The 19,087-nt window shown below is 74.8% G+C and carries 14 protein-coding genes and 1 pseudogene; 6 read left to right on the forward strand and 9 right to left on the reverse strand.

All coding sequences use genetic code 11. The features are described from left to right. Positions 1-124: 124 nt before the first annotated feature. The 8 genes and pseudogenes from ACI8AC_RS08205 to ACI8AC_RS08240 form a co-directional block, all read right to left on the reverse strand. Complete coding sequence (locus ACI8AC_RS08205; RefSeq protein ID WP_456896977.1) at positions 125-1,255, reverse strand: glycoside hydrolase family 16 protein; 1,131 nt, start codon at positions 1,253-1,255, stop codon at positions 125-127. A 360-nt stretch (positions 1,256-1,615) separates the two neighbouring features. Continuing rightward, positions 1,616-1,834, reverse strand: a complete 219-nt coding sequence (locus ACI8AC_RS08210) for a hypothetical protein (protein ID WP_456896978.1) — start codon at positions 1,832-1,834, stop codon at positions 1,616-1,618. 440 nt (positions 1,835-2,274) lie between these two features. After that, on the reverse strand, positions 2,275-3,177 hold the full coding sequence (locus tag ACI8AC_RS08215) for a glycosyltransferase family 2 protein (RefSeq protein WP_456896980.1): 903 nt from the start codon (positions 3,175-3,177) through the stop codon (positions 2,275-2,277). A 182-nt stretch (positions 3,178-3,359) separates the two neighbouring features. Beyond that, entirely contained in the window at positions 3,360-4,724 is a 1,365-nt protein-coding gene (locus tag ACI8AC_RS08220) for a hypothetical protein (protein ID WP_456896982.1), read from the reverse strand. A gap of 329 nt (positions 4,725-5,053) precedes the next feature. Then, on the reverse strand, positions 5,054-5,878 hold the full coding sequence (locus tag ACI8AC_RS08225) for a glycosyl hydrolase family 28-related protein (protein WP_456897037.1): 825 nt from the start codon (positions 5,876-5,878) through the stop codon (positions 5,054-5,056). Positions 5,879-5,977: 99 nt separating this feature from the next. Continuing rightward, positions 5,978-6,202, reverse strand: a pseudogene (locus ACI8AC_RS08230) (twin-arginine translocation signal domain-containing protein); the annotation flags it as partial. 97 nt (positions 6,203-6,299) lie between these two features. Then, complete coding sequence (locus ACI8AC_RS08235; protein WP_456896984.1) at positions 6,300-7,667, reverse strand: O-antigen polymerase; 1,368 nt, start codon at positions 7,665-7,667, stop codon at positions 6,300-6,302. Positions 7,668-7,675: 8 nt separating this feature from the next. Further along, on the reverse strand, positions 7,676-9,280 hold the full coding sequence (locus ACI8AC_RS08240) for a Wzz/FepE/Etk N-terminal domain-containing protein (protein WP_456896986.1): 1,605 nt from the start codon (positions 9,278-9,280) through the stop codon (positions 7,676-7,678). 241 nt (positions 9,281-9,521) lie between these two features. Here ACI8AC_RS08240 and ACI8AC_RS08245 point away from each other — a divergent pair, with 241 nt between their 5' ends. The 3 genes from ACI8AC_RS08245 to ACI8AC_RS08255 all read left to right on the forward strand — a co-directional run bounded on the left by ACI8AC_RS08245 (position 9,522) and on the right by ACI8AC_RS08255 (position 13,598). After that, positions 9,522-11,003, forward strand: coding sequence for a polysaccharide biosynthesis tyrosine autokinase (locus ACI8AC_RS08245; protein ID WP_456896988.1), 1,482 nt, complete (start codon positions 9,522-9,524; stop codon positions 11,001-11,003). 304 nt (positions 11,004-11,307) lie between these two features. After that, a complete protein-coding gene (locus ACI8AC_RS08250; RefSeq protein ID WP_456896990.1) occupies positions 11,308-12,015 on the forward strand; it encodes an acetyltransferase in 708 nt (235 codons plus the stop codon). Further along, positions 12,012-13,598 carry an FAD/NAD(P)-binding protein gene (locus ACI8AC_RS08255; protein ID WP_456896992.1) on the forward strand — a complete coding sequence of 529 codons (1,587 nt, stop codon included), beginning with the start codon at positions 12,012-12,014 and terminating at the stop codon, positions 13,596-13,598. The genes ACI8AC_RS08250 and ACI8AC_RS08255 overlap by 4 nt, the downstream gene beginning before the upstream one ends. A 63-nt stretch (positions 13,599-13,661) precedes the next feature. Here the strand turns inward: ACI8AC_RS08255 and ACI8AC_RS08260 are convergent, their stop codons facing one another. Beyond that, positions 13,662-14,603, reverse strand: coding sequence for an NAD-dependent epimerase/dehydratase family protein (locus ACI8AC_RS08260; RefSeq protein ID WP_456896994.1), 942 nt, complete (start codon positions 14,601-14,603; stop codon positions 13,662-13,664). A gap of 724 nt (positions 14,604-15,327) precedes the next feature. On the opposite strand from ACI8AC_RS08260, the gene ACI8AC_RS08265 reads away from it, so the two are divergent. From ACI8AC_RS08265 to ACI8AC_RS08275, 3 genes are read left to right on the forward strand one after another with little or no spacing between them, the layout of a single operon-like run. Beyond that, positions 15,328-17,166, forward strand: coding sequence for a polysaccharide biosynthesis protein (locus ACI8AC_RS08265; RefSeq protein WP_456896996.1), 1,839 nt, complete (start codon positions 15,328-15,330; stop codon positions 17,164-17,166). Continuing rightward, positions 17,166-18,320, forward strand: coding sequence for a DegT/DnrJ/EryC1/StrS family aminotransferase (locus tag ACI8AC_RS08270; RefSeq protein ID WP_456896998.1), 1,155 nt, complete (start codon positions 17,166-17,168; stop codon positions 18,318-18,320). Before ACI8AC_RS08265 ends, ACI8AC_RS08270 begins: the two co-directional genes overlap by 1 nt. After that, positions 18,317-19,060 (forward strand): sugar transferase, encoded by a 744-nt coding sequence (locus ACI8AC_RS08275; RefSeq protein WP_456897000.1) that lies wholly within the window; start codon positions 18,317-18,319, stop codon positions 19,058-19,060. Before ACI8AC_RS08270 ends, ACI8AC_RS08275 begins: the two co-directional genes overlap by 4 nt. The last annotated feature ends 27 nt before the right edge of the window (positions 19,061-19,087 follow it).

Consider the following 19,087-nt stretch of genomic DNA (forward strand, 5'->3'; position numbering starts at 1 on the left):
CATTCCGGGGCCGAGCGCTCGCCCACGCTCGACCGGGTGAGCGATCCACCACACGGCGCTGCACCTGGAGCCGCCGCGCGACGCGGGCCCCGCCGGGTCCGGGGGGGGCCGGGGGACGGTGTGGTCAATCGATGGGGTCTGGGTTTGTGTCAGGGGGGTCGTAAATGATTTGGTTGACCAGCACGTGCCCGGACACGGAGCGGTCCGGCTTCTGCCCCTCGGAGAGGGTGTTCGAGAACTCCACCTGGAGCACCGGGTGCATGCCCTGCTGCGGCACGTTGCCGGTCACTCGCGTCACGAGGGTGCCGTCCTGGTAGAAGGCGACGAAGTCCGGACCCCACTGCCAGGTGTAGTTGTGGAAGCCGGGGTCGTTCCAGCTGTGCGGCACCGGTGTGGTCTGCGCTGGTGCGAACCGGACGGGGTCGGTCGACTGCAGCACCGCCGGGTAGGGGTGGCTCGAGCCGGTCTCGCCCTCCGGCCCGTCCAACTCGTGCGTCCACTGGTCGGTGTTGGGCCACAGGAGGAAGGCGATGTGGTAGCCGGGAAAGTTGTCGGTCCGCATGCGCACCGTGTACGTCCCGTACGTGAAGCCCTCGTAGCCGAACGGGAGCACCGCAGCGGCCTTGCCGTCGTGCACGTGCCAGTCCAGCACCCCGTCGTGGACGGAGAGCACCTCCGAGGGGTAGTACTTTTCCGAGGTCCCGTCCGGGTAGGACATGTAGTCCGGGTACGCGGAAGGGCCTTGCCCGTTCGACGGCCAGGTCCCGGCGGGCACAGGGGTGGCGAACTCCTCGACGGAGGCAAACCCGGCCGCGCTCGCACCGGGTGTGGTGCTACCCCCGGTCGCCGACGGAGTGGGGGCGGCGGCCTCGGCAGTCGCTGGGGCTGCTTGGTCGGGGGACGTGGACCGCGCGGCGGCACCCGCTGACCGGGCGGTCGTGGACTCGTGCACGGGCTGCTCCCCCGCTGTCGGCGACGGTGGTTCGGCGGCGTCACCCTCCCGGCTGGACGAGCGCCAGCCGCTCACATCCGAGCGGACCTGCCGCTCGGAGCGCAACCCGTCCCGGTCCCAGCGGCCGGAGGTCCACTGCCGGGCCCAGCCGGCCTGGGCCAGCGCCGTCTCCTCGGCGGTCTCGGCGGCGGGCTCGGCGGTCAGCCCGCCGACCACGCCACCCCCGGCGATGACCAGGGCGAGGATCGACGTCCCCACGAACGTCCGCCGTCCATGGCGGTACCTGCGCGTCCCGTGCTGCATGACCGGGGACTGTAGCTGTGCGTGAAGGGTCGACTACGCCATGCAGGGAGTTGCCGAATTCCACGCTTGACATTCGTGCAGAGCTGGTCCTGCGCCGGGACCGGGTCGATACGTGCAGGTCAGGGCCGGGACGAGGGAGGATCCGGGCGTGGACGACGGGCGGCCGGCCGCCGTCCCACGTGTCGCGCGCTCCCCGCGCAACTCGCTGGTCACCGCTGCACCACCCGCCCCGCCCGTCCCACGCGTGGCCCGCGGCCCCGGAAGACCGCACGCGTCCGGTGATGACACCGTGACGGAACGTCGACGCCCGCCGGGCCTGGGGCCGGGCGGGCGTCGGGGACGGACGTGTGGTCGGGCAGGTCAGCGGCTCCCGAGGAGCCGCGCGAGCAGCGAGCGCCGGTACCGGCCGCACGCGCAGTGGGCGCAGTCGGTCCCCCGGCGGTAGTGCTGGTGGGCCTGCCGGCCGTGGCCGCAGTCGCTGCAGGCGGCCCCGCGGGCCTGCGGGACGAGCGCCGGGGCGGGCGCCGGCTGCGCGAGCGCGGTGTTGCCCGTGATCACGGCTCGGCGGGCGGGCTCCATGGGACCTCCTGGGCTGCGGGCCTGCCCGGGTGGGCCTGGCGACAGCTCAGCGTACGGCTTCGCTATGCACCCGACCAGTTACTCAGCGTCCGTAAGAGTGAGGTGCCGCAGCCGTCCCACCCGTCACGGTGGTCAGCGCCCGCGCCGCCAGGAGGGCCCGGGCGGGAACCCGGCGATAGCGCTCGCAGGTGCAGAACGCGCAGTCAGCACCCGCGCGGTGGTGCTGGTGCGCCGTGCGGCAGTGCCCGCACCGGCGGCACGGTGGCGTCGTCTCGCCCTGGGTCGGGGGCAGCTCCCCCACGACCCGGAGGTGCGCCGGACGCCGGCTCGGGCCGGACGACGCCACCATGCCCCCATCCTGCCACCACCTGCGCCTGCGCAGGTGGTGGCAGGCGCGACCCCTGCTCCGCCCCGCCCCCGTGCCGGGGCGGAGCAGGAGGTCACGCCGTCCGGCCGGCCCGCTCCGCGGCCGCCTCGGCCGGTGCGGCCACCTCGTCCCCCGGCTGCCGGGCGACCGGGAGCTGCACCGGGGTCACCGGGACGCGGCGGCCCTTGGCGTTGCACCGCTCGACGACGAGCGCGCGCAGCACCCGGAAGCCGTCCCGCCAGGTGTTCAGGTTGCTGATGCCGTGCACGCGGGGGAACTCGAAGCTCGGGACCTCGGTGATGCGCATCCCGGCCTTGGCCATGCGGGTGTTGATGATCGTCTCGATCTCGAACCCGTCGCCCCACAGCTTGCCGCCGTGGGTGCGGGTGCCGGGGTCGAGCTCGAGCGCCGGGAGGCAGTGCACCCAGAAGGCGTTGTACCCGTAGCAGAGGTCGGTGTACGACGTCCCGAACAGGGCGTTGGCGATCCGGTTGAGCCAGCGGTTGCCCCACTGGCGCAGGGCCGTGATGTCGGTGCTGCCGCCGCCGGGGGCGAACCGGCTGCCCTTGGCGAAGTCGGCACCGGCGACCAGCGCCGCGACGAACCGCTCGATCTCCGCCGGGTCGGCCGACCCGTCGGCGTCGAGCATGACGACGACGTCGCCGGTGACCGCGGCGAAGCCGCAGGCCATGGCGTTGCCCTTGCCGTGCCGGTTCTGCAGCACGACGCGGACGTCGGGGCGCAGCGAGCGCGCGACCTCGATGGTGCCGTCGACGCTGTGCCCGTCGACGACGATCACCTCGTGCACGTCCGCGGGAATGGCGGCGAAGACGTGCGGGAGGTTCTTGGCCTCGTTGTAGGTCGGGATCACGACGCTGACCCGGGGCGGGACGGCGCGGGCAGCGGCGGGGAAGACGCTGGGGTGGAGGACGACCTCGGCGGGCGGCCGGGCGTCGCGGTACGAGTGGTCGGTCATTCCTCTGCCTTCGTGCTGTCTCCGATGCGGGTGGACCCGCGCGAGCTGGGTGCGCGGGCAGACCCGCGGAACTGGTTCGGACGCCGGAGGGCGTCGGCGCGCGCTCTGGGCGTGCCGGGGACCGGCTGACGACGGGACCTACGCACCGGGCGCGGGCAGCGTTCAGCCGGTGGGCTACCTGGTCAGTCGGGAGAGCAGCCCGGCTCGTCGGCGGGGTCCGCGGGAACGGCGGCAGCGCCGGCCCGGATAGACCCGGCGGCGGGCGCCTCGGGAGCGGTCACCTCGCTGCCGAGGACGGCGGCGAGCTGACCGGAGGGGTCGTGCGAGCCCGCACCCGTCAGCACGGTGCCACCCGGGGTGGCCGTGCACGGCGCGACGGGAGCGGCGGGCGGCGGCGGGGGGGCCGGCGGCGGCACGGGCGGGCCGACCGGCGGGCCCGCGTCGACGGCGAGCAGGACGGGCGCCTGCGGGTCGGCCGGGGCCATCACGGGCGTCACCGGTGCGGCGGGCGTGGCGCGGGCCGGGGCCACGGCGGCGGAGCCGGTGTCAGGAGAGGTGGACGAGCGGGCCGACCCGGCGCGGGGCCGGGCGTCCTCGGGTGCGGGGCCGGGTGCCGCGTCGACGTCGGGGGCGGTCGCGGTGGGGGTCGCGGGAGCGTCCCGCGGCGTCGGCGTGCAGGTGTCCGGCTTGGGGCCGGCCACCTCGATGCCGGCCTCCGCGGCGGTGCCCTCGGCGGCCGCGGGGCCCGGGGCGCCCTCCTCGGCGACCTCGTCGGCAGGGGTCTCGGCTGGGGTGTCCGGCTCCTCGGCAGTGGCCGCCGGTGGGGTGGCCGGCGTCGGGACGGTCGGCTCGGGGGTCGCCGGCTGCGGCGTCGCGGGGGCCGTCGTGGGGGCCGGCGTCGTCGGCTTCGGCGTTCCCGGGGCCGTGGGCGCGGCGGCGCCGGGCCCGGGGGTGGCCGGGGTCGCCGGGGTGGTGGCCGGGTCGGGCGTGGTGGGGCTCGTGGGCGGGTCGCCGGTGACCGGGGTGGTCGCCGGGTCGGCCGGCTCCTCGACCACCGGCTCCTCCGTGGCGGGTTCCTCGGCGGCGGGTCCACCCGTGGCGGGTTCCCCGGTGGCGGGCTCGTCGGTCACCGGCTCGTCCGCGGCCGGCTCCTCGGCGGCCGGGGCCTCGACCGCGGGCTCCTCGGCGACCGGGGTCTCGACTGCCGGCCCGTCCGCCTCGGGCTCGTCGGCGACCGCGGGCTCGACCGGCGGCTCCTCCGCCTTCGCGGGGACCGGCTCCTCGGCGGCGGAGGGCTCGGCCGGCGCGGGGGGGTCCTCCTCGACGGGATCGTGGTGGCCGCCCTCCCCGTGCTCCCGGTGCTCCGCGGTGGCCGCCTCGGCCCAGGGCTCGGACGTCTCGTGGGCCCGCGCCTGCCCGGCGAGGGCGACGGCGAGCACCCAGATGCCGAGGAGCAGGGCGCCGGTGAGCAGGACCCGGCGGGCGCTCTCGGGCAGGCGTGGGCGCGCGACAGCCCCGGCTGTCCCGCGCACTCCGCCGACCGACACGACCGACCCCCGTCCCACATCCGCTCGGGCGGCGATGTGGGTGGGTGGACGGGCATCGGACCCGCCTTCACCCCACGAAGACCTTCCGGGAGAAGGTGGGGGTGATCAACCGATCAGGGGGACCCATCCGGACACGCCGTGGCGTCTCCTACGCTCCGTGACCGGGCGCGCGTAGCCGGCAGCGGGAGGCCGTGGCGGGCGCCACAGCCGCCACCCGAACGGGTGACCAGCGCCGGGCGGTGCCCGGAGGCACCGCGGGCCACGGCCTGCTCGTGACACGCGATGGAGGCTGGTCGTCGCGCGCGATGCCGATCAGCCGGCGATCCGGGTCAGCTGTGGTACCGGGGCGGCAACTGGTGGCGGTCGTTCCCGGACCGGTCGATCACCGGGAGCCTGTTGAAGGCGTTGGGTGCGATCACGATGTGGTCCGCTCCGGGCGCCAGGGTGATCTGCGCCGCGATGTCGCAGCCGACGATCGTGATCCCGTGCCCGGCGATGGTGAGCTCCTCCTGGTTGAGCAGCCGGCTGGCGCTGATGTTGACGCCGCGGGACTCCGTGGTGAACCTCAGGTCGCCGAGCGTCGAGGCGACCACGTAGAAGTCGTTGCACCCACCGAAGTCGATGGCGCACTGTCCCTGCGTCTCCACCTGGACGAACGACCGGGGCACGGAGGCCAGCTGCCGATCAGGGGCGACGTGGACGGCGTAGCGATCCGTACCGGTCCCCGCATCGACCCGAGCGACGTCGAGCTGGGCGGCACGGAACTGGGAACCCGCGTCCGGTGTCTCGAAGTCGATGCAGTAGCCGTCGAACCCGACGACCGCCACGGACTGGAGTGACTGCTGGCCGTCGTTCTCGGGGATCACCAGCCCGCGGCCACCGAACTGCCCTCCCTGGCCCTCGATGGACAGGTCGGACAGCGAGGAACGCGCCGTCAGCCGGGCGAAGTCACCGTCATGGGCGTGCAGCAGCTGGGTGTTGTACTTACCGCCGCCGACGAGCCGCGCCATGGGAGGGACCACGAGGGTGCGGCGCAGGACGTAGGTACCGGGGGGCACGTGCACGTGCGTGGAGGACTGCAGCGCGGCCTCGAAGGCGGCGGTGTCGTCCGTGCTCCCGTCCCCGACCGCGCCGTGCTGCCGGACATCTGCCATGACCGAGGGAGGGGGCGTCACCGTGGGTGTCGGCGGCCGGCTGGTCGAGGGCGCGGGCGGCGACCCGTCACCGCCTTCCGCGGCGACCACCCTCCACCCGACCACTCCGGTGGCCCCGGCAGCCGCAGTCGCGGTGAGACCTTGCAGGAACCGCCGCCGCGTGCGCCTGCCCGCTCCCGGTGTCGGCTGGGGGTCCGACCCGTCATCGCCGACGGACACTGCCGCCCAGCCCGCGCAGCGCCTCACCGGACGTCGTGTGCGGGGATGCGCTCGTGACCGGCGGGGTCGGACCGAGGCTTCGCCCACCGCCGTTCTCACCGCCACCGACGGCCGCCGCCGCCCAATCGACCATCCCGTGAGACCGCCCTCTCGACACGTGAGTGCCTGCAAGCCTACGGGAGGCCCCGACCCGTTCCGGCCGTCACGCCGTCCGCGGCCCGGCGCTGGTCCGGTCGGCGCCCGTCGCCGGGGGCTGCGCGGTGGCCACGCCCGGCCGGGTCCTCCCCGCCCACCAGATGACCAGGTAGAGGACGATGCTCATCACGGCGGTGTACCGGTTGACGAAGGTCGCCAGCCCGGTGAACCCGAGCAGGGTCCCGCCGAGGACCAGCGCCCGCGGCGATCGCCCCGCGAGCCGGGCCGCGCTCCCGACCAGCATGCCGACCACGAGGGCGCCCAGGATCGCACCCGGCGCCCGGAGGTCCCGGTACCAGGGCTCGAGCCAGGTGTAGACGTTCGTCTTGGTCGGGACCGCGGTGAAGGGGGCGATCTCCTCCCAGCGCTCGACGCCCGGGACCACCTTGAGGGGTGCGGAGAACGTGGCGGAGCCCCAGGTCTGCGGGTTGTAGTCCCCGTAGGCGTTGCCCAGGTCGTTGGGGTCGGGCCAGCGCTCGTCCCGGCTCTCGACGAGCTTGCTGAAGGCCGGGATCCCCGAGGCGGCGTAGTGCAGCACCCCGGCCAGGGAGCTGTCCCGCAGGGCCGGGTCGACCGAGTAGGTCACGGAGGGGTCCTCGGTCCCCGTCTTGCCCAGGGCCAGGGCGATCCCCTGGAACGCGATGACGCTGACCACCCCGAGCGCGAGCAGTCCCGCGAGCCGCTTGGGGTCGGGACGTCTCCGGCGCCCGGTCACGGAGCCGGCACGCAGCAGGACGATCCCGACGACCATGACCACCGAGACGAAGATGTGGGTCCGCTGCAGCGTGGCCGCCTGGGCGAGCAGGATGACGGCCGCGACGGCGACACGCAGGGCCACGGGCTTGCCCCGCAGCCCACGGACGAGGTCGGGGACCACCGTGAGCGCGAAGCAGAGAGGGCCGAGGTAGAACAGCACCTTGCCGTAGAGGGGGAACCTCTCCAGGTAGCCCGGCCCGTCCTCCGAGATCGCGCGGATCGAGGACGGATCGGTGATCAGCTCGCCGAGACCGTAGTTGGCGCCGATGGTCCACAGGTAGACGCCCAACCCCGCGGCGAAGCCGAGCAGGAGGAGCACGTACACCCGCAGCGACGTCAGCGGGCCCGCTCCCCCGCCGCCGACCTCCGCGCGCTCGGTCCTCCCGCGGCTCAGGACCACGCCCATGTTGTAGGCCACGACGGCGCCGGTGATGACAGCCCAGGCGAAGGGGGACAGGGGGTCGTAGTTCATGACGCCGGAGCCCACGACCGCGAGTGCGGCGGCCCAGGCCAGGTTGTGGGGCAGCACGGCGAGGACGAGGCGCCGGTCCACGTGCGCCGCGACCAGCGTCCACGTCGTCAGGGCCACCGCCAGGACGGATGCGTAGGTGTCGGACACCGAACCCCCTAGGTCCGGGGGCCGACGCGGGGCCAGCCGACAGCGACGACCCCTCCGCGATCGGCGTCCGCCTCGTAGCGGTGGCTGCCGGCGAGCCTCGTGGTGACCGCTCGCGGGACCCGGGTGAGCACCACACCGCACGGCGTCGCCGCCCCGCGGGACAGCGCCTCCACGGCATCGGTCAGCCGATCGTGGCCGGTCCTCCCGAACCGGGCCGTGACCAGACCGACGTCGGCCGATGCGACGAGGACGCGGGCGTCCGCGGAGCCCGTGAGGGGGGGCGTGTCGATGACGACGTGGTCCTGCCGCGCTCGGAGGCCCTCCAGCACCGTGCGCAGGTCGGGCGACCGCGGCCGGCCGTCCGCGGTCGCCTGCTGCCCTCCGACGGGCACGAAGGACAGCCCGCCCTCCAGGGGTCGCCGGACCGCCTCGACGGAGGTCACGGCGCCGGAGAGGAGGTCCTCGAGCCCCTCGGCGTCCTCCAGGCCCAGGGCGCGCGTCAGGTGCGGGGAGTCGGTATCGGCGTCGACCAGCGTCACCCGGGCGCCCGTGGCCGCCAGGGTCCGGCCGAGGTGGAAGGCCAGGGGCGACGCCCCGGCTCCCGGGGCGGCGTCGGTCACCACGATGACACCCGGGGCCCGGCCGCCCGCGAGGAGGTGCAGGTTGGCGCACAGCACCCGCAGCGCCTCGGCCGCCGGAGAGGCCTCGTCGTCCCGACCGGGCAGCCGGCTCACCACCAGCGGCGGCGCGTCGGGGATGACCCCGACCACGGGGTGGCCCGTGCGGCCGAGGACGTCGTCGGGGTCGTCGACGGCGCGACCGGCCCGCCCGTGCCACACCGCGACGGCCAGGCCGAGCAGGAACCCGAGCGCTCCCCCCAGCCCCAGGTCGCGCGCGGTGTCCGGGCTCACCGGTGCGGGGTCCAGCGTTGCCGCCTGGATCGTCGTGACCCCGGCCACCGGCCCGTCCTGCTCCGCCGACGCCTCGACCTCGGCGACCCACCGGGTGAACGCGCGCGACAGCGCGTCGGCGACGTCGCGTGCGCGCGGCGCGGACGAGTCGGTCACGGTGACGGTGACGATGGCCGTGTCGCGCGGGACGACCGCTGTCACCCGTGCGGCGAGCTCGGACGCCGGGGTGTCCAGGCCCAGCTCCTCGGCCACCTCGGCAGCCAGTTGCTCGCTCTCGATCGCCTGGGCGTAGGACGCGGCGCGCCGCTGCGAGTACAGGTCCGCCTGGTAGGCGGCGTCGGTGTCGGGCCACCCGCGCATCGAGACGAACAACTGGGCCGAGGAGGCGTACACGGGGGTGGCGGAGGAGACGACCGCCGCGGCGACGGCGAGCCCGAGCAGGATGCCGCCGGGCAGTGCCCACCACACACGCCGGACATCCTGGAGCACGTCACCGAGGTCCACGGGGTCCCCACCTGCCGGGCGGGCCCTCCCTCGGGCCCACTGGAGCCTCCGGCCCGCGGGCCGGGGCGGAGGCAGCCGCACGCTACCCGTCCGGGCCGCCGCATCCGGTGCGCGATGCGCCGACGAGAGGCGCACCCGCGGTGCGGCACCGCCTCCCCAGGCCGCTGACGACCACGGTGAGCTACGAGAACCTGACATGCGGGAGCGACAGGCCGCTCGCGCCCCGACGGGGCCGCCTTCCGGTCGAGGCCCGCACACGGGCGCGGACCTGCAGGTCTGCCGCGGCGGGGAGACTGCGGCCTGCCGAGCGGCACCTCCGGTCACGCGAACGGGTGGAGCGGAGGCCGGCCAGTACTACTGTGCCGTGGATCTCTGTCCCCTGTGAACTGGTCGGAGATCTCTGCGGCCGCCACAGGTGGAGGGCCGTCGACGGAACGGGGTGTTACGGCTGAACGACGTACTCAGGGCCATCCGTACCAGGTGGTGGGCGGTGCTCGGCGGGACCGTGGCCGGCCTGGCCGTGGCAGGCGCGCTCAGCGCCGCCGCGGAGCCGACCTACGAGTCCTCCACGCGGCTGCTCGTCTCCGTCGCGGGGCCGCCGGATGCACCCTCGGCCTATCAGGGCTCCCTCTTCACCCGGGAGCGGATCGACTCCTACGCCGAGCTGCTGACCACCTCGCAGCTGGCCCAGCAGGTCGTCGAGGACCTGGGGAGCCCGTCCCTGACGGCCGAGCAGGTCGCCGGCACGGTGACGGCGACCCCGTTGCCGAACACGGACATCCTCTCCGTCACGGTCACCGACACCTCCGCCGCGCGCGCCCAGGCGATCGCCACGTCGCTCGGCCGGCAGTTCACGGAGACGGTGGCCGAGCTCGAGACCCCCGACGACGCGCAGGCGCCCCTGGTGGAGGTCCGGACCGTCGAGCCCGCGACGTACGAACCCGCGCCGGTCAGTCCCGACGTCCCCCGCAACCTGGCGCTGGGCACCGCGCTCGGCTTCCTGGCCGGTCTGGGCCTGGCACTCCTGCGCGACCGGCTCGACCCGCACGTCAGGAGCACGCGCGACGCCCGGGACGCGACGGGCGCATCGCCCGTCTTCCGCCTGCCCGAGGACAGGCAGCTGTCCCGGAGCCCGCTGGTCGACCGCCTGGACCCGTCGTCGCCGACGGCGACCGCCGTGCAGACGGTCGGGCTGGGCCTGCAGCACGGGAGCACCGCCGTCGCGAAGGTCGTCGTCGTCAGCAGCGCGGTCCCGGGCGAGGGCAAGTCGACGGTCGCCGCGGCCCTCGCCGGCTCGCTCGCCCGATCCGGCCGGAGCGTCCTGCTCGTCGACGGCAACCTGTGGCGGCCCCGCCTCGCCCGGTACCTGGGGATCGAGGACGGCGGGCCCGGGCTGAGCGACGTGCTCGCCGGCCGGGCCGAGGTGTCGGACGCCACCCGCGTGCTCGAGGACCGGTTCCACGTCCTCCTCGCCGGCTCCATGCCCGAGGCGCCCGGCGCCGCCCTTGCATCGGCGGGGACGCGGGACCTGCTCGACGCCATGCGCGAGTACTACGACCACGTCCTCATCGACGCCCCCGCCCTGCTGCCGGTCGTCGACGCAGCCGCCCTGAGCGCCTCGTCCGACGGGTGCCTGGTGATCACCAGGTACGGGAGGACGACGAGGGACGAGCTGGCCGAGGCGGCGACGACCCTCGCCGCGGTCGGGGCGCAGGTCCTCGGCGTGGTGGTCAACCGGGTGCCGGGGAAGCGCGCCGCACACAGGAGACGCGGGGGGTACACGGCCGACCCCGACCGCGGGGTGGGCGATCCCCACGGCTCCTCCGTCGACCGGGCGTCCCCCACGACCGGGAGCCCGGACCCTCGGGGGCTCCACGCCGGCTCGGTGGCGCGGTACCGCCGCACCCCGCGCACCACCTGAGCCCTCCGTGCCGGTGGCTGCCCGGAGCTGGGGTCCGCCCCGGGTCGACCGTCGTCGCGTCGCCGGGTCGACTCCCGCCCTCCCGGTCCACGGTGCGCACAGCAACCTTGCGTGAGGTCCTGATGCCGGTGGGTCACTGCCGATCGTGTCCCGCCGGGGTGTCGCCTGCCGGGCCCGGACGCCGACGTCACGGGGGTCATCCACCGGCCGCCGACCGCATAGGCTGCCCCGGCACGTCCGGCCGGGGACGGTCGCGACGGCGCGCCGGCCGGACCTGCCGCCGAGCGACCAGGAGGAAGCGACGATGACCTTCGGCCAGGGGCCGGTGTACGACGTCTACGGGGCCGGCGGGCACGCCCAGGTCGTCATCGACGTGCTCCGCGCACAGGGGATCCGGGTACGGCGCCAGTACAACGACCGCCCGGAGGTCCAACACCCGGCCAGCACGGACGTCGTGCCGGGGATCCGGCGCGTGGGGGTCGACGAGTTCCCGCCGATCGAGGTCCCCGTCGTCCTGGCCGTGGGCATCAACGGCGAACGGGCGGAGCTGGCCGGCATGCTCGACGCCCGGTTCGGGCAGGCCGTCCACCCGTCGGCGATCGTGGCGTCCTCGGCGCGGATCGGCGAGGGCACGGTCGTGCTGCACGGCGCGGTGCTCCAGCCGAACGCCTCGGTGGGCCGCCACGTCCTCGTCAACACCGCGGCCAGCATCGACCACGACTGCGTCGTCGGGGACTACGCGCACGTCAGCCCGCACGCCACGCTCTGCGGGCACGTCAGCGTGGGCGAGGGGACGCACATCGGAGCGGGCGCCGTCCTGATCCCGAAGGTCAGGGTGGGGCGGTGGTGCCGCATCGGAGCGGGCGCGGTGGTGGTGAGCGACGTACCCGACCGCTGCACGGCGGTCGGCAACCCGGCACGGGTCCTCCCGGACCGGAGCGGGGAACCGCTGCCCGACCGGACGCTGGTGGGCTCCGGCCACCGGGGACGGCGCCGGGCGGTGACCCGTTGACCACCGCGGTCCTGCCGGGCCGTGAGCCGTCGGCGACCGCGGCACCGGCCGACCACGACCTGCTCTTCGTCGGGGCCGGCGCCTCGACCTCGTACGTCCTGCTGTCCCTGCTCGACACCCTCCGCGCCGGCCCTCGGCGGGCCCCGGTCCGCATCGGCGTGGTGGAGCGCGCTCCCGACCCCTTCACCGGGGTGCCCTACGGCCGGCGCGCCGCACGGACCTCGCTGCTCATCACACCCCTGCGCGACTTCCTCCCGGACCCCGAGCGAGCCCTGTTCGTGCAGTGGCTCTCCGCCAACAAGGAGTGGGTCTTCGACGAGTTCGTGGCGCACGGCGGGCCCTTGTCCCGCCGGTGGTGGTCCCGGCACCGCTCGGACGTCGAGCGGGACGAGTTCGAGTCCCTCTACCTGCCCCGGTACACCTTCGGTGAGTACCTGAGGCGGCGCACCGGCGAGGCGATCTCCCGAGCCGCGGCCGCGGGGGTCGCGGTCATCGAGGTGTGCCGGGACGAGGTGCTCTCGATCGAGGCGGCGGACCAGGTCTACGCCGTGGGCTGCCGCGATCGCACGCTGCGGGCCCGGCGGGTGGTCCTCGCGACCGGCTCGCCGCCCGTGCTCCCCCGGCTCGGGGCAGCCGGACGGCCGGGGACCGCCCTGGTCGACGACCCCTTCGACGAGATGGGCACGGCCGTCGAGCGCATCCGCGAGGCGGTGGAGCGGCGCCCGGGCGGTCGGCCGCCCCACGTCGTGCTGATCGGCGGCAACGCCGGCACGATGGACATGCTGTACCAGGTCAACGACCTCGCCGTCCCGCGGATGAGGGAGGCCGTGTACACGGTCCTCTCCCCCCGCGGGGAGCTCCCGGAACGGATCGACGACGTCCACGTCGCCGCCCCGTTCCGGGCCGAGCACCTCGAGGCCCTCCAGCGGGTGGACGCGGTCGACGCGGTCTCGGTCTACGAAGCCGCCCTCGCCGACATCGCGCACGGCCGGGCGTCCGGCCTGACGGTGACGGACACCCTCCGGCCCATCTCCGAGGGCGTCGGCGCGCTCATCCGCCGCCTCCCGGAGGAGCAGGCCCGTGAGTTCGCCGGACGTTGGGGGGTCGAGCTCGGCCGGCACCAGCGGCGCGCGGGGTGGGAGTACTGCGAAGTGGTCGAGCAGCTGCGCGCGGAGGGGCGGCTCGGGCTCGTCGCGGGGTCCTTCGTGGACGTCGTCGACCTCGATGCGGACGGCGTCCACGTGCGGTTCCGACGCGACGGGGTCCTCGACCGGCTGGAGACGCCCGCCGATGCCGTCATCAACTGCGGCGGCCCGGGGCAGGACCTCGTGACCGGGGGGCAGCCGCTGCTCGCCCAGCTCGTCCGGGATGGTGTCTGCCGGCCCACACCGTCGGGAGCGGGCATCGCCGTGGACCCGACCCTGGCCGCCGCCCCGGGCCTCTACGTCATGGGCCCCCTGCTGGCCGGGAACCTGGTCAACCGTGCACCGGTGTGGCACATGGAGCACTGCGGCCGCATCAGCGCCTTCGGCTCGGCCCTGGGGAGCGACCTGGGCCGGGCGCTGACGAGCGCCCCCGCCTGACCGCACCGGACGACGGGAGCCCCCCGCCTCGCGCGGAGGGCTCCCGTGGTCCGGGGTCAGCGGTCAGGCACCGCCCCCCAGCGAACGCCACTGGGCCCGCAGCCCCGTGGCGATGTCCACCGTGGGCTGCCACCCGAGCACCTCGTGGATCCTGTCCGCCGAGCCGCCGGTCCGACGGACGTCACCGGCCACCGCACCCGTCCGGCGCACCGTCAGCGGTCGCCCGGCGATGCCGGACAGGACGTCGAGCACCTCGTTGACGCTGATGCTCGTGCCACCCGAGACGTTGAACACCGACCCCGGGGGCACGTCGCCGCCGGCGGCCAGGAGGTTGGCCGCCACGACGTCGTCGACGAAGGTGAAGTCCCGGACCTGCTCGCCGGTCCCGTAGACCTCGATCGGCTCGCCGGCGAGGGCCGCCCGGATGAACCGGTTGAACGCCATGTCCGGCCGCTGACCCGGGCCGTAGACGGTGAAGTACCGCAGGGAGACCGTCGGGACGTCGAAGTTGTCGGCGTACAGGGTGCAGAGGTGCTCGGCGGCCAGCTTGGTCACCCCGTACGGGCTGTGCGGACGGGGCAGGTCCTCCTCCGTCGTGGGGTACGCCCGCGCGTTGCCGTACACGGACGAGGAGGACGCGTAGACCAGCCGGGTCAGGTCCGGTGCCCGGCGGCAGGCCTCGAGCAGGCGCTGGGTGGCGAGGACGTTGGCTTCGGCGTAGGTCCCGAAGTCCTCCCCCCACGACTTCCGCACGCCCGGCTGCCCGGCTTCGTGGAAGACGACGGACACGCCGGCGAGGAGGCCGTCGAGATCCGCGGTGGTCAGGTCCGCGTTGACGAAGGAGAAGCCCGCGGACGGGATGGTCGACAGGTTCTCCTTCTTCAGCACCGGGTCGTAGTAGTCGGTGAGGGAGTCGATCCCGACGACCTCCTCCCCGGAGGCCAGCAGGCGGCGGGCCAGGGCGCTGCCCACGAAACCCGCGACCCCTGTGACCAGGACGCTCATGGTGCGCTTCCGACCGAGAGGCCGCGGGGGCGTGCCGCCCACCGCGCGAGGACGATGCGGTTCCCTGTCACGAGCGCAGAGGCTAGCCGCGCACCCGACCCGGCAGTAGGTGTCACGGTCCGTCATCGCGGGCTGCGGAGGCCCGACCGCGTGGACCGGTCACCGCCCCCGGGTGGCCGGGGCGCGCGCTCCCCGCGGCCCCCGCCCCGGCACCTGACCTGCGGCTTCCGCGACCGCGCCGGCTCCCTCCCCCGGATCGGGCGCTCGGCCCCGCCGTCTCCGCGAGTGACCTACGCAACGCTGCGTGCTCACGGAGATCGAAGCGGTGACGACAGGCCGTCGTGACTCTTCGTGACAACACAGCGCCGATGGGCATATCCGAGCCCTGAGCAGCACGAATGCGTCTCACGCGCCGCGAGCGGCGGGGACGGACGGCGAGGCCGCGCGCATCGGGGTCTCCACAGGTCCGGGCCCAGCACTACTGTCCGTGGCCGCAGTGTGGAAAGCACGACCGGTGCGTTACGGGGGCCACCGTGCTCCCACTTGTCGAAGTGGGGCGATCCGAACTGAACGACGTGCGCAGGACACGGGGCGGGGATCCGATGAGCCCCGCCGGAGTCGCTGGAGGAGCAACCGAGCACCCGGGCCGCGGCCGGTCCGGGGCGGGGACCGGGCCCGGCCCGGTCGTCGTCACCCGCGCGGGTGCCGACCGCGGGAGGCCGGTGTGACCGGCGTGCTCCCCGTGTCGCGGTGGACGCTCGTCCGCTGCCTGGTGCTGGTGGTGGACCTCCTCTCGCTGTCCGCCGGCCTCGTGCTCGCGACCGCGGCCAGGTACACGGGCTCCCTGGACGACGCCCATCCCCTGGGGATCCTCGCGGGGGTCGCCGTGGCCGCCGTCGTCTTCCCCGTGGCGTCCGCGGCGCTGCGGCTGCACCAGGGGCGCTACGCCGTCGGGAGCGCGGACGAGCTCAAGGCGCTGGCCGTGGCGGTCGGGGCGACCGCCCTGACGGTCACCGTGCTCGACGTCGCGGCCGGCGCACCCCGGTTGCTGCCGCTGAGCGTGCCGCCCGTCGCCGCCGTCCTGTCCTTCGTCATGATGATGGCCTTCCGGCTGGTGATCCGGAGCCAGCGCGAGGGGAGCGTCCGGCCGCGGACCGGTCAGCCCACCCTGGTCTTCGGTGCCGGGGACGCCGGCGAGCAGCTGATCCGCTCCATGCTCAGCGACCCGGGCAGCCCCTACCTGCCGGTCGGCCTCCTGGACGACGACCCGACCAAGCGGCACGCGCGCATCCGCGGTGTCCGCATGCTGGGCGGGCGCGAGCGCATCGCGGCGGCCGTCGGCGCGACCGGTGCGCAGGTGCTGGTGATCGCGCTGCCGTCGGCCGATTCCGAGCTGGTCCGCGACATCTCCAAGCGGGCGACCGGGGCGGGGCTCACCGTCAAGGTCCTGCCGCGGTTCGCCGACCTGCTCGACGGACGGGTGGGCATCCGCGACGTGCGGGACATCGACGTCGCCGACCTCCTGGGGCGCCGTCAGATCGACACGAACGTGCAGGCCATCGCGGGCTACCTCACCGGCAAGCGGGTGCTGGTCACCGGAGCGGGCGGCTCCATCGGCTCCGAGCTGTGCCGGCAGATCGCCCGGTTCGGCCCCGCCGAACTGCTGATGCTCGACCGCGACGAGTCGGCCCTGCACGCGCTCCAGCTGACGATGTTCGGGGAGGCCCGCCTGGACCTCCCGCAGGCGATCCTCGCGGACATCCGCGATGCCTCCCGGTTGCGGGAGCTCTTCCTCGAGCGGCGGCCGGACGTCGTGTTCCACGCGGCCGCGCTCAAGCACGTCAACATGCTGGAGCAGTACCCGGCCGAGGGGTGGAAGACCAACGTCCTCGGCACGAGGAACGTGCTCGCCGCGGCCACCGCCGTCGGGGTGAGCCACTTCATCAACGTCTCGACGGACAAGGCCGCCGACCCGGTGAACGTGCTCGGGCGCACGAAGCGCACGGCCGAGCAGCTGACCGCCACGTACGCGCAGGAGGGGGCCGGGCGCTACCTGTCGGTCCGCTTCGGCAACGTGCTCGGCAGCCGCGGTTCGGTCCTGGAGACCTTCGCCGCGCAGATCGCGAAGGGCGGGCCGGTGACCGTCACGCACCCGGACGTCACCCGGTACTTCATGACCATCCCGGAGGCGGTGCAGCTGGTGATCCAGGCCGGGGCCATCGGCAACGGCGGCGAGGCCCTCGTCCTGGACATGGGCACGCCCGTCCGCATCGCCGACGTCGCGGCCCAGCTGATCAGCATGGAAGGACGCCCGATCAACATCCTGTTCACGGGGTTGCGCCCCGGGGAGAAGCTGCACGAGGACCTGTTCGCCGCCGGCGAGCGCGGGTCCCGTCCCGTGCACCCGATGATCAGCCACGTCCCCGTGCCGGGCCTGACGCCCGCCGCGCTCGCCGAGCTGGACGGTCCGGGGATGTCCGCGGGCGTCCACCCGGCCTGGGGGGCCGAAGCCGGACCGCTGGTCGGGGCCCGGCAGCAGGCCGCCCGCGCGAGCTCCCGGTGATGTCCACGGGGACGCAGGCCCGCGGCCGCATCCTCCTGTCCTCGCCCGACGTCGGCAGCAGGGAGGAGGAACTGGTCGGCGAGGCGATCCGGTCGGGGTGGATCGCCCCGTTGGGCCCCATGGTCGACGCCTTCGAGGAGGAGGTCGCCGCCCGCTGCGGACGCCGCCACGCGGTGGCCCTGTCGTCGGGGACCGCGGCGCTGCACCTCGCGCTCCTGCAGGCCGGGGCGGGCCCGGGCACCGCGGTCGTGGTGCCGACGTTGACGTTCGCCGCCACGGCCAACGCGGTCGCGTACACCGGCGCCGAGCCGGTCTTCGTCGACTGCGACGCGGAGTCGGGGACGCTCGACCCGGAGCTCCTGGAGCAGGTCCTGACCGGGATGCGGGCCGAGGGCACCCGGGTGGTCGCGGCGGTGCCCGTGGACCTGCTGGGTCGGTGCGCCGACTACACCCGGCTGGAGCCCGTCTGCGAGCGCTTCGGCGTCCCCGTCGTCTCCGACGCGGCCGAGTCGCTCGGTTCCCACCACGCCTCGCGGCCGGCCGGGTCGTTCGGGGTCATGGCCGCGCTGTCCTTCAACGGCAACAAGATCATGACCACCAGCGGTGGCGGGATGCTCCTCACCGACGATCCCGTGATCGCCGCCCGCGCCCGCTACCTCAGCACCCAGGCACGCCAGCCAGCGGTGCACTACGAGCACACGGAGATCGGCTACAACTACCGGCTGAGCAACGTCCTGGCCGCACTCGGTCTGGCGCAGCTGGAACGGCTGGAGGGGATGATCGCCCGCCGCCGTGGGCTGCGGGAGGAGTACGCCCGGCTCTTCGCGACCGTCCCCGGGGTCCGGGTGTTCCAGCGCTCCGGCGACGAGGCCGACAACTGCTGGCTGACCGCGATCCTGGTGGACCCGCAGGAGGCCGGGTGGTCGGTCGACGACCTGAGGTCGGCCCTCGACGCGGACGACATCGAGTCCCGGCCGCTGTGGAAGCCGATGCACCGCCAGCCCGTCTTCGCCGGCGCCCGCGCCTACCTGAACGGGGCCTCCGATGCGCTGTTCGCCACCGGGCTGACGCTGCCCAGCGGGTCGGCGCTGACCCGGGACCAGGTCGATGAGATCACCCGCGCGCTGCGCTCCTTCCTCGGGCGGCGCCGGTGACCGTGCGCCCGCCCACCCGCCGCACCACGGGTCGCCGCCCGTACCTGGCCGTGAAGCGGGCCGTCGACGTGGTCGTCGCGGGCGCGGGGCTGGTGGTGTCCGCTCCGGTGATGGCCGCGGTCGCCGTGGCCGTGCGGCGCGACCTCGGGTCCCCGGTCCTGTTCCGGCAGCGGCGCCCCGGCCGCGACGGGGTCCCGTTCGAGCTGGTCAAGTTCCGGACGATGCGCACCCTGGGCGACTCGGACGGGGTCGACACCGATGCCGTCCGGCTCACCTCGCTGGGCCGCTGGTTGCGGAGCACGAGCCTCGACGAGCTGCCGACCCTCTGGAACGTCCTGCGCGGCGACATGAGCCTGGTGGGACCCCGGCCGCTGCTCATGGAGTACCTGGACCGGTACACGCCCGAGCAGTTCCGGCGGCACGACGTGCGGCCGGGCGTCACCGGCCTGGCCCAGGTCCGGGGCCGCAACGCGCTCAGCTGGGAGGAGAAGTTCGCCGCCGACGTCGAGTACGTCGACGCCGTGGGGCCGCGCCTCGACGCCCGGATCCTGCTGTCCACGCTGGTCACCGTGCTCCGCCGCCAGGGCATCTCGGCGCCCGGGATGGCCACCATGGAGCTGTTCACCGGGACCCCGGAGGCACGGGTCGCGGCCGGCGAGGAGCGGGACACCGGTCCCCGCGCGGGGCGGACGGACGACGGTCGGCACCGGGTCGGCGCCGACCGGGGTGATGCCGCATGAGCACGGGCCGCACGAGCACGGGCCGCA

This window comes from Geodermatophilus sp. SYSU D00758 (assembly GCF_054049955.1).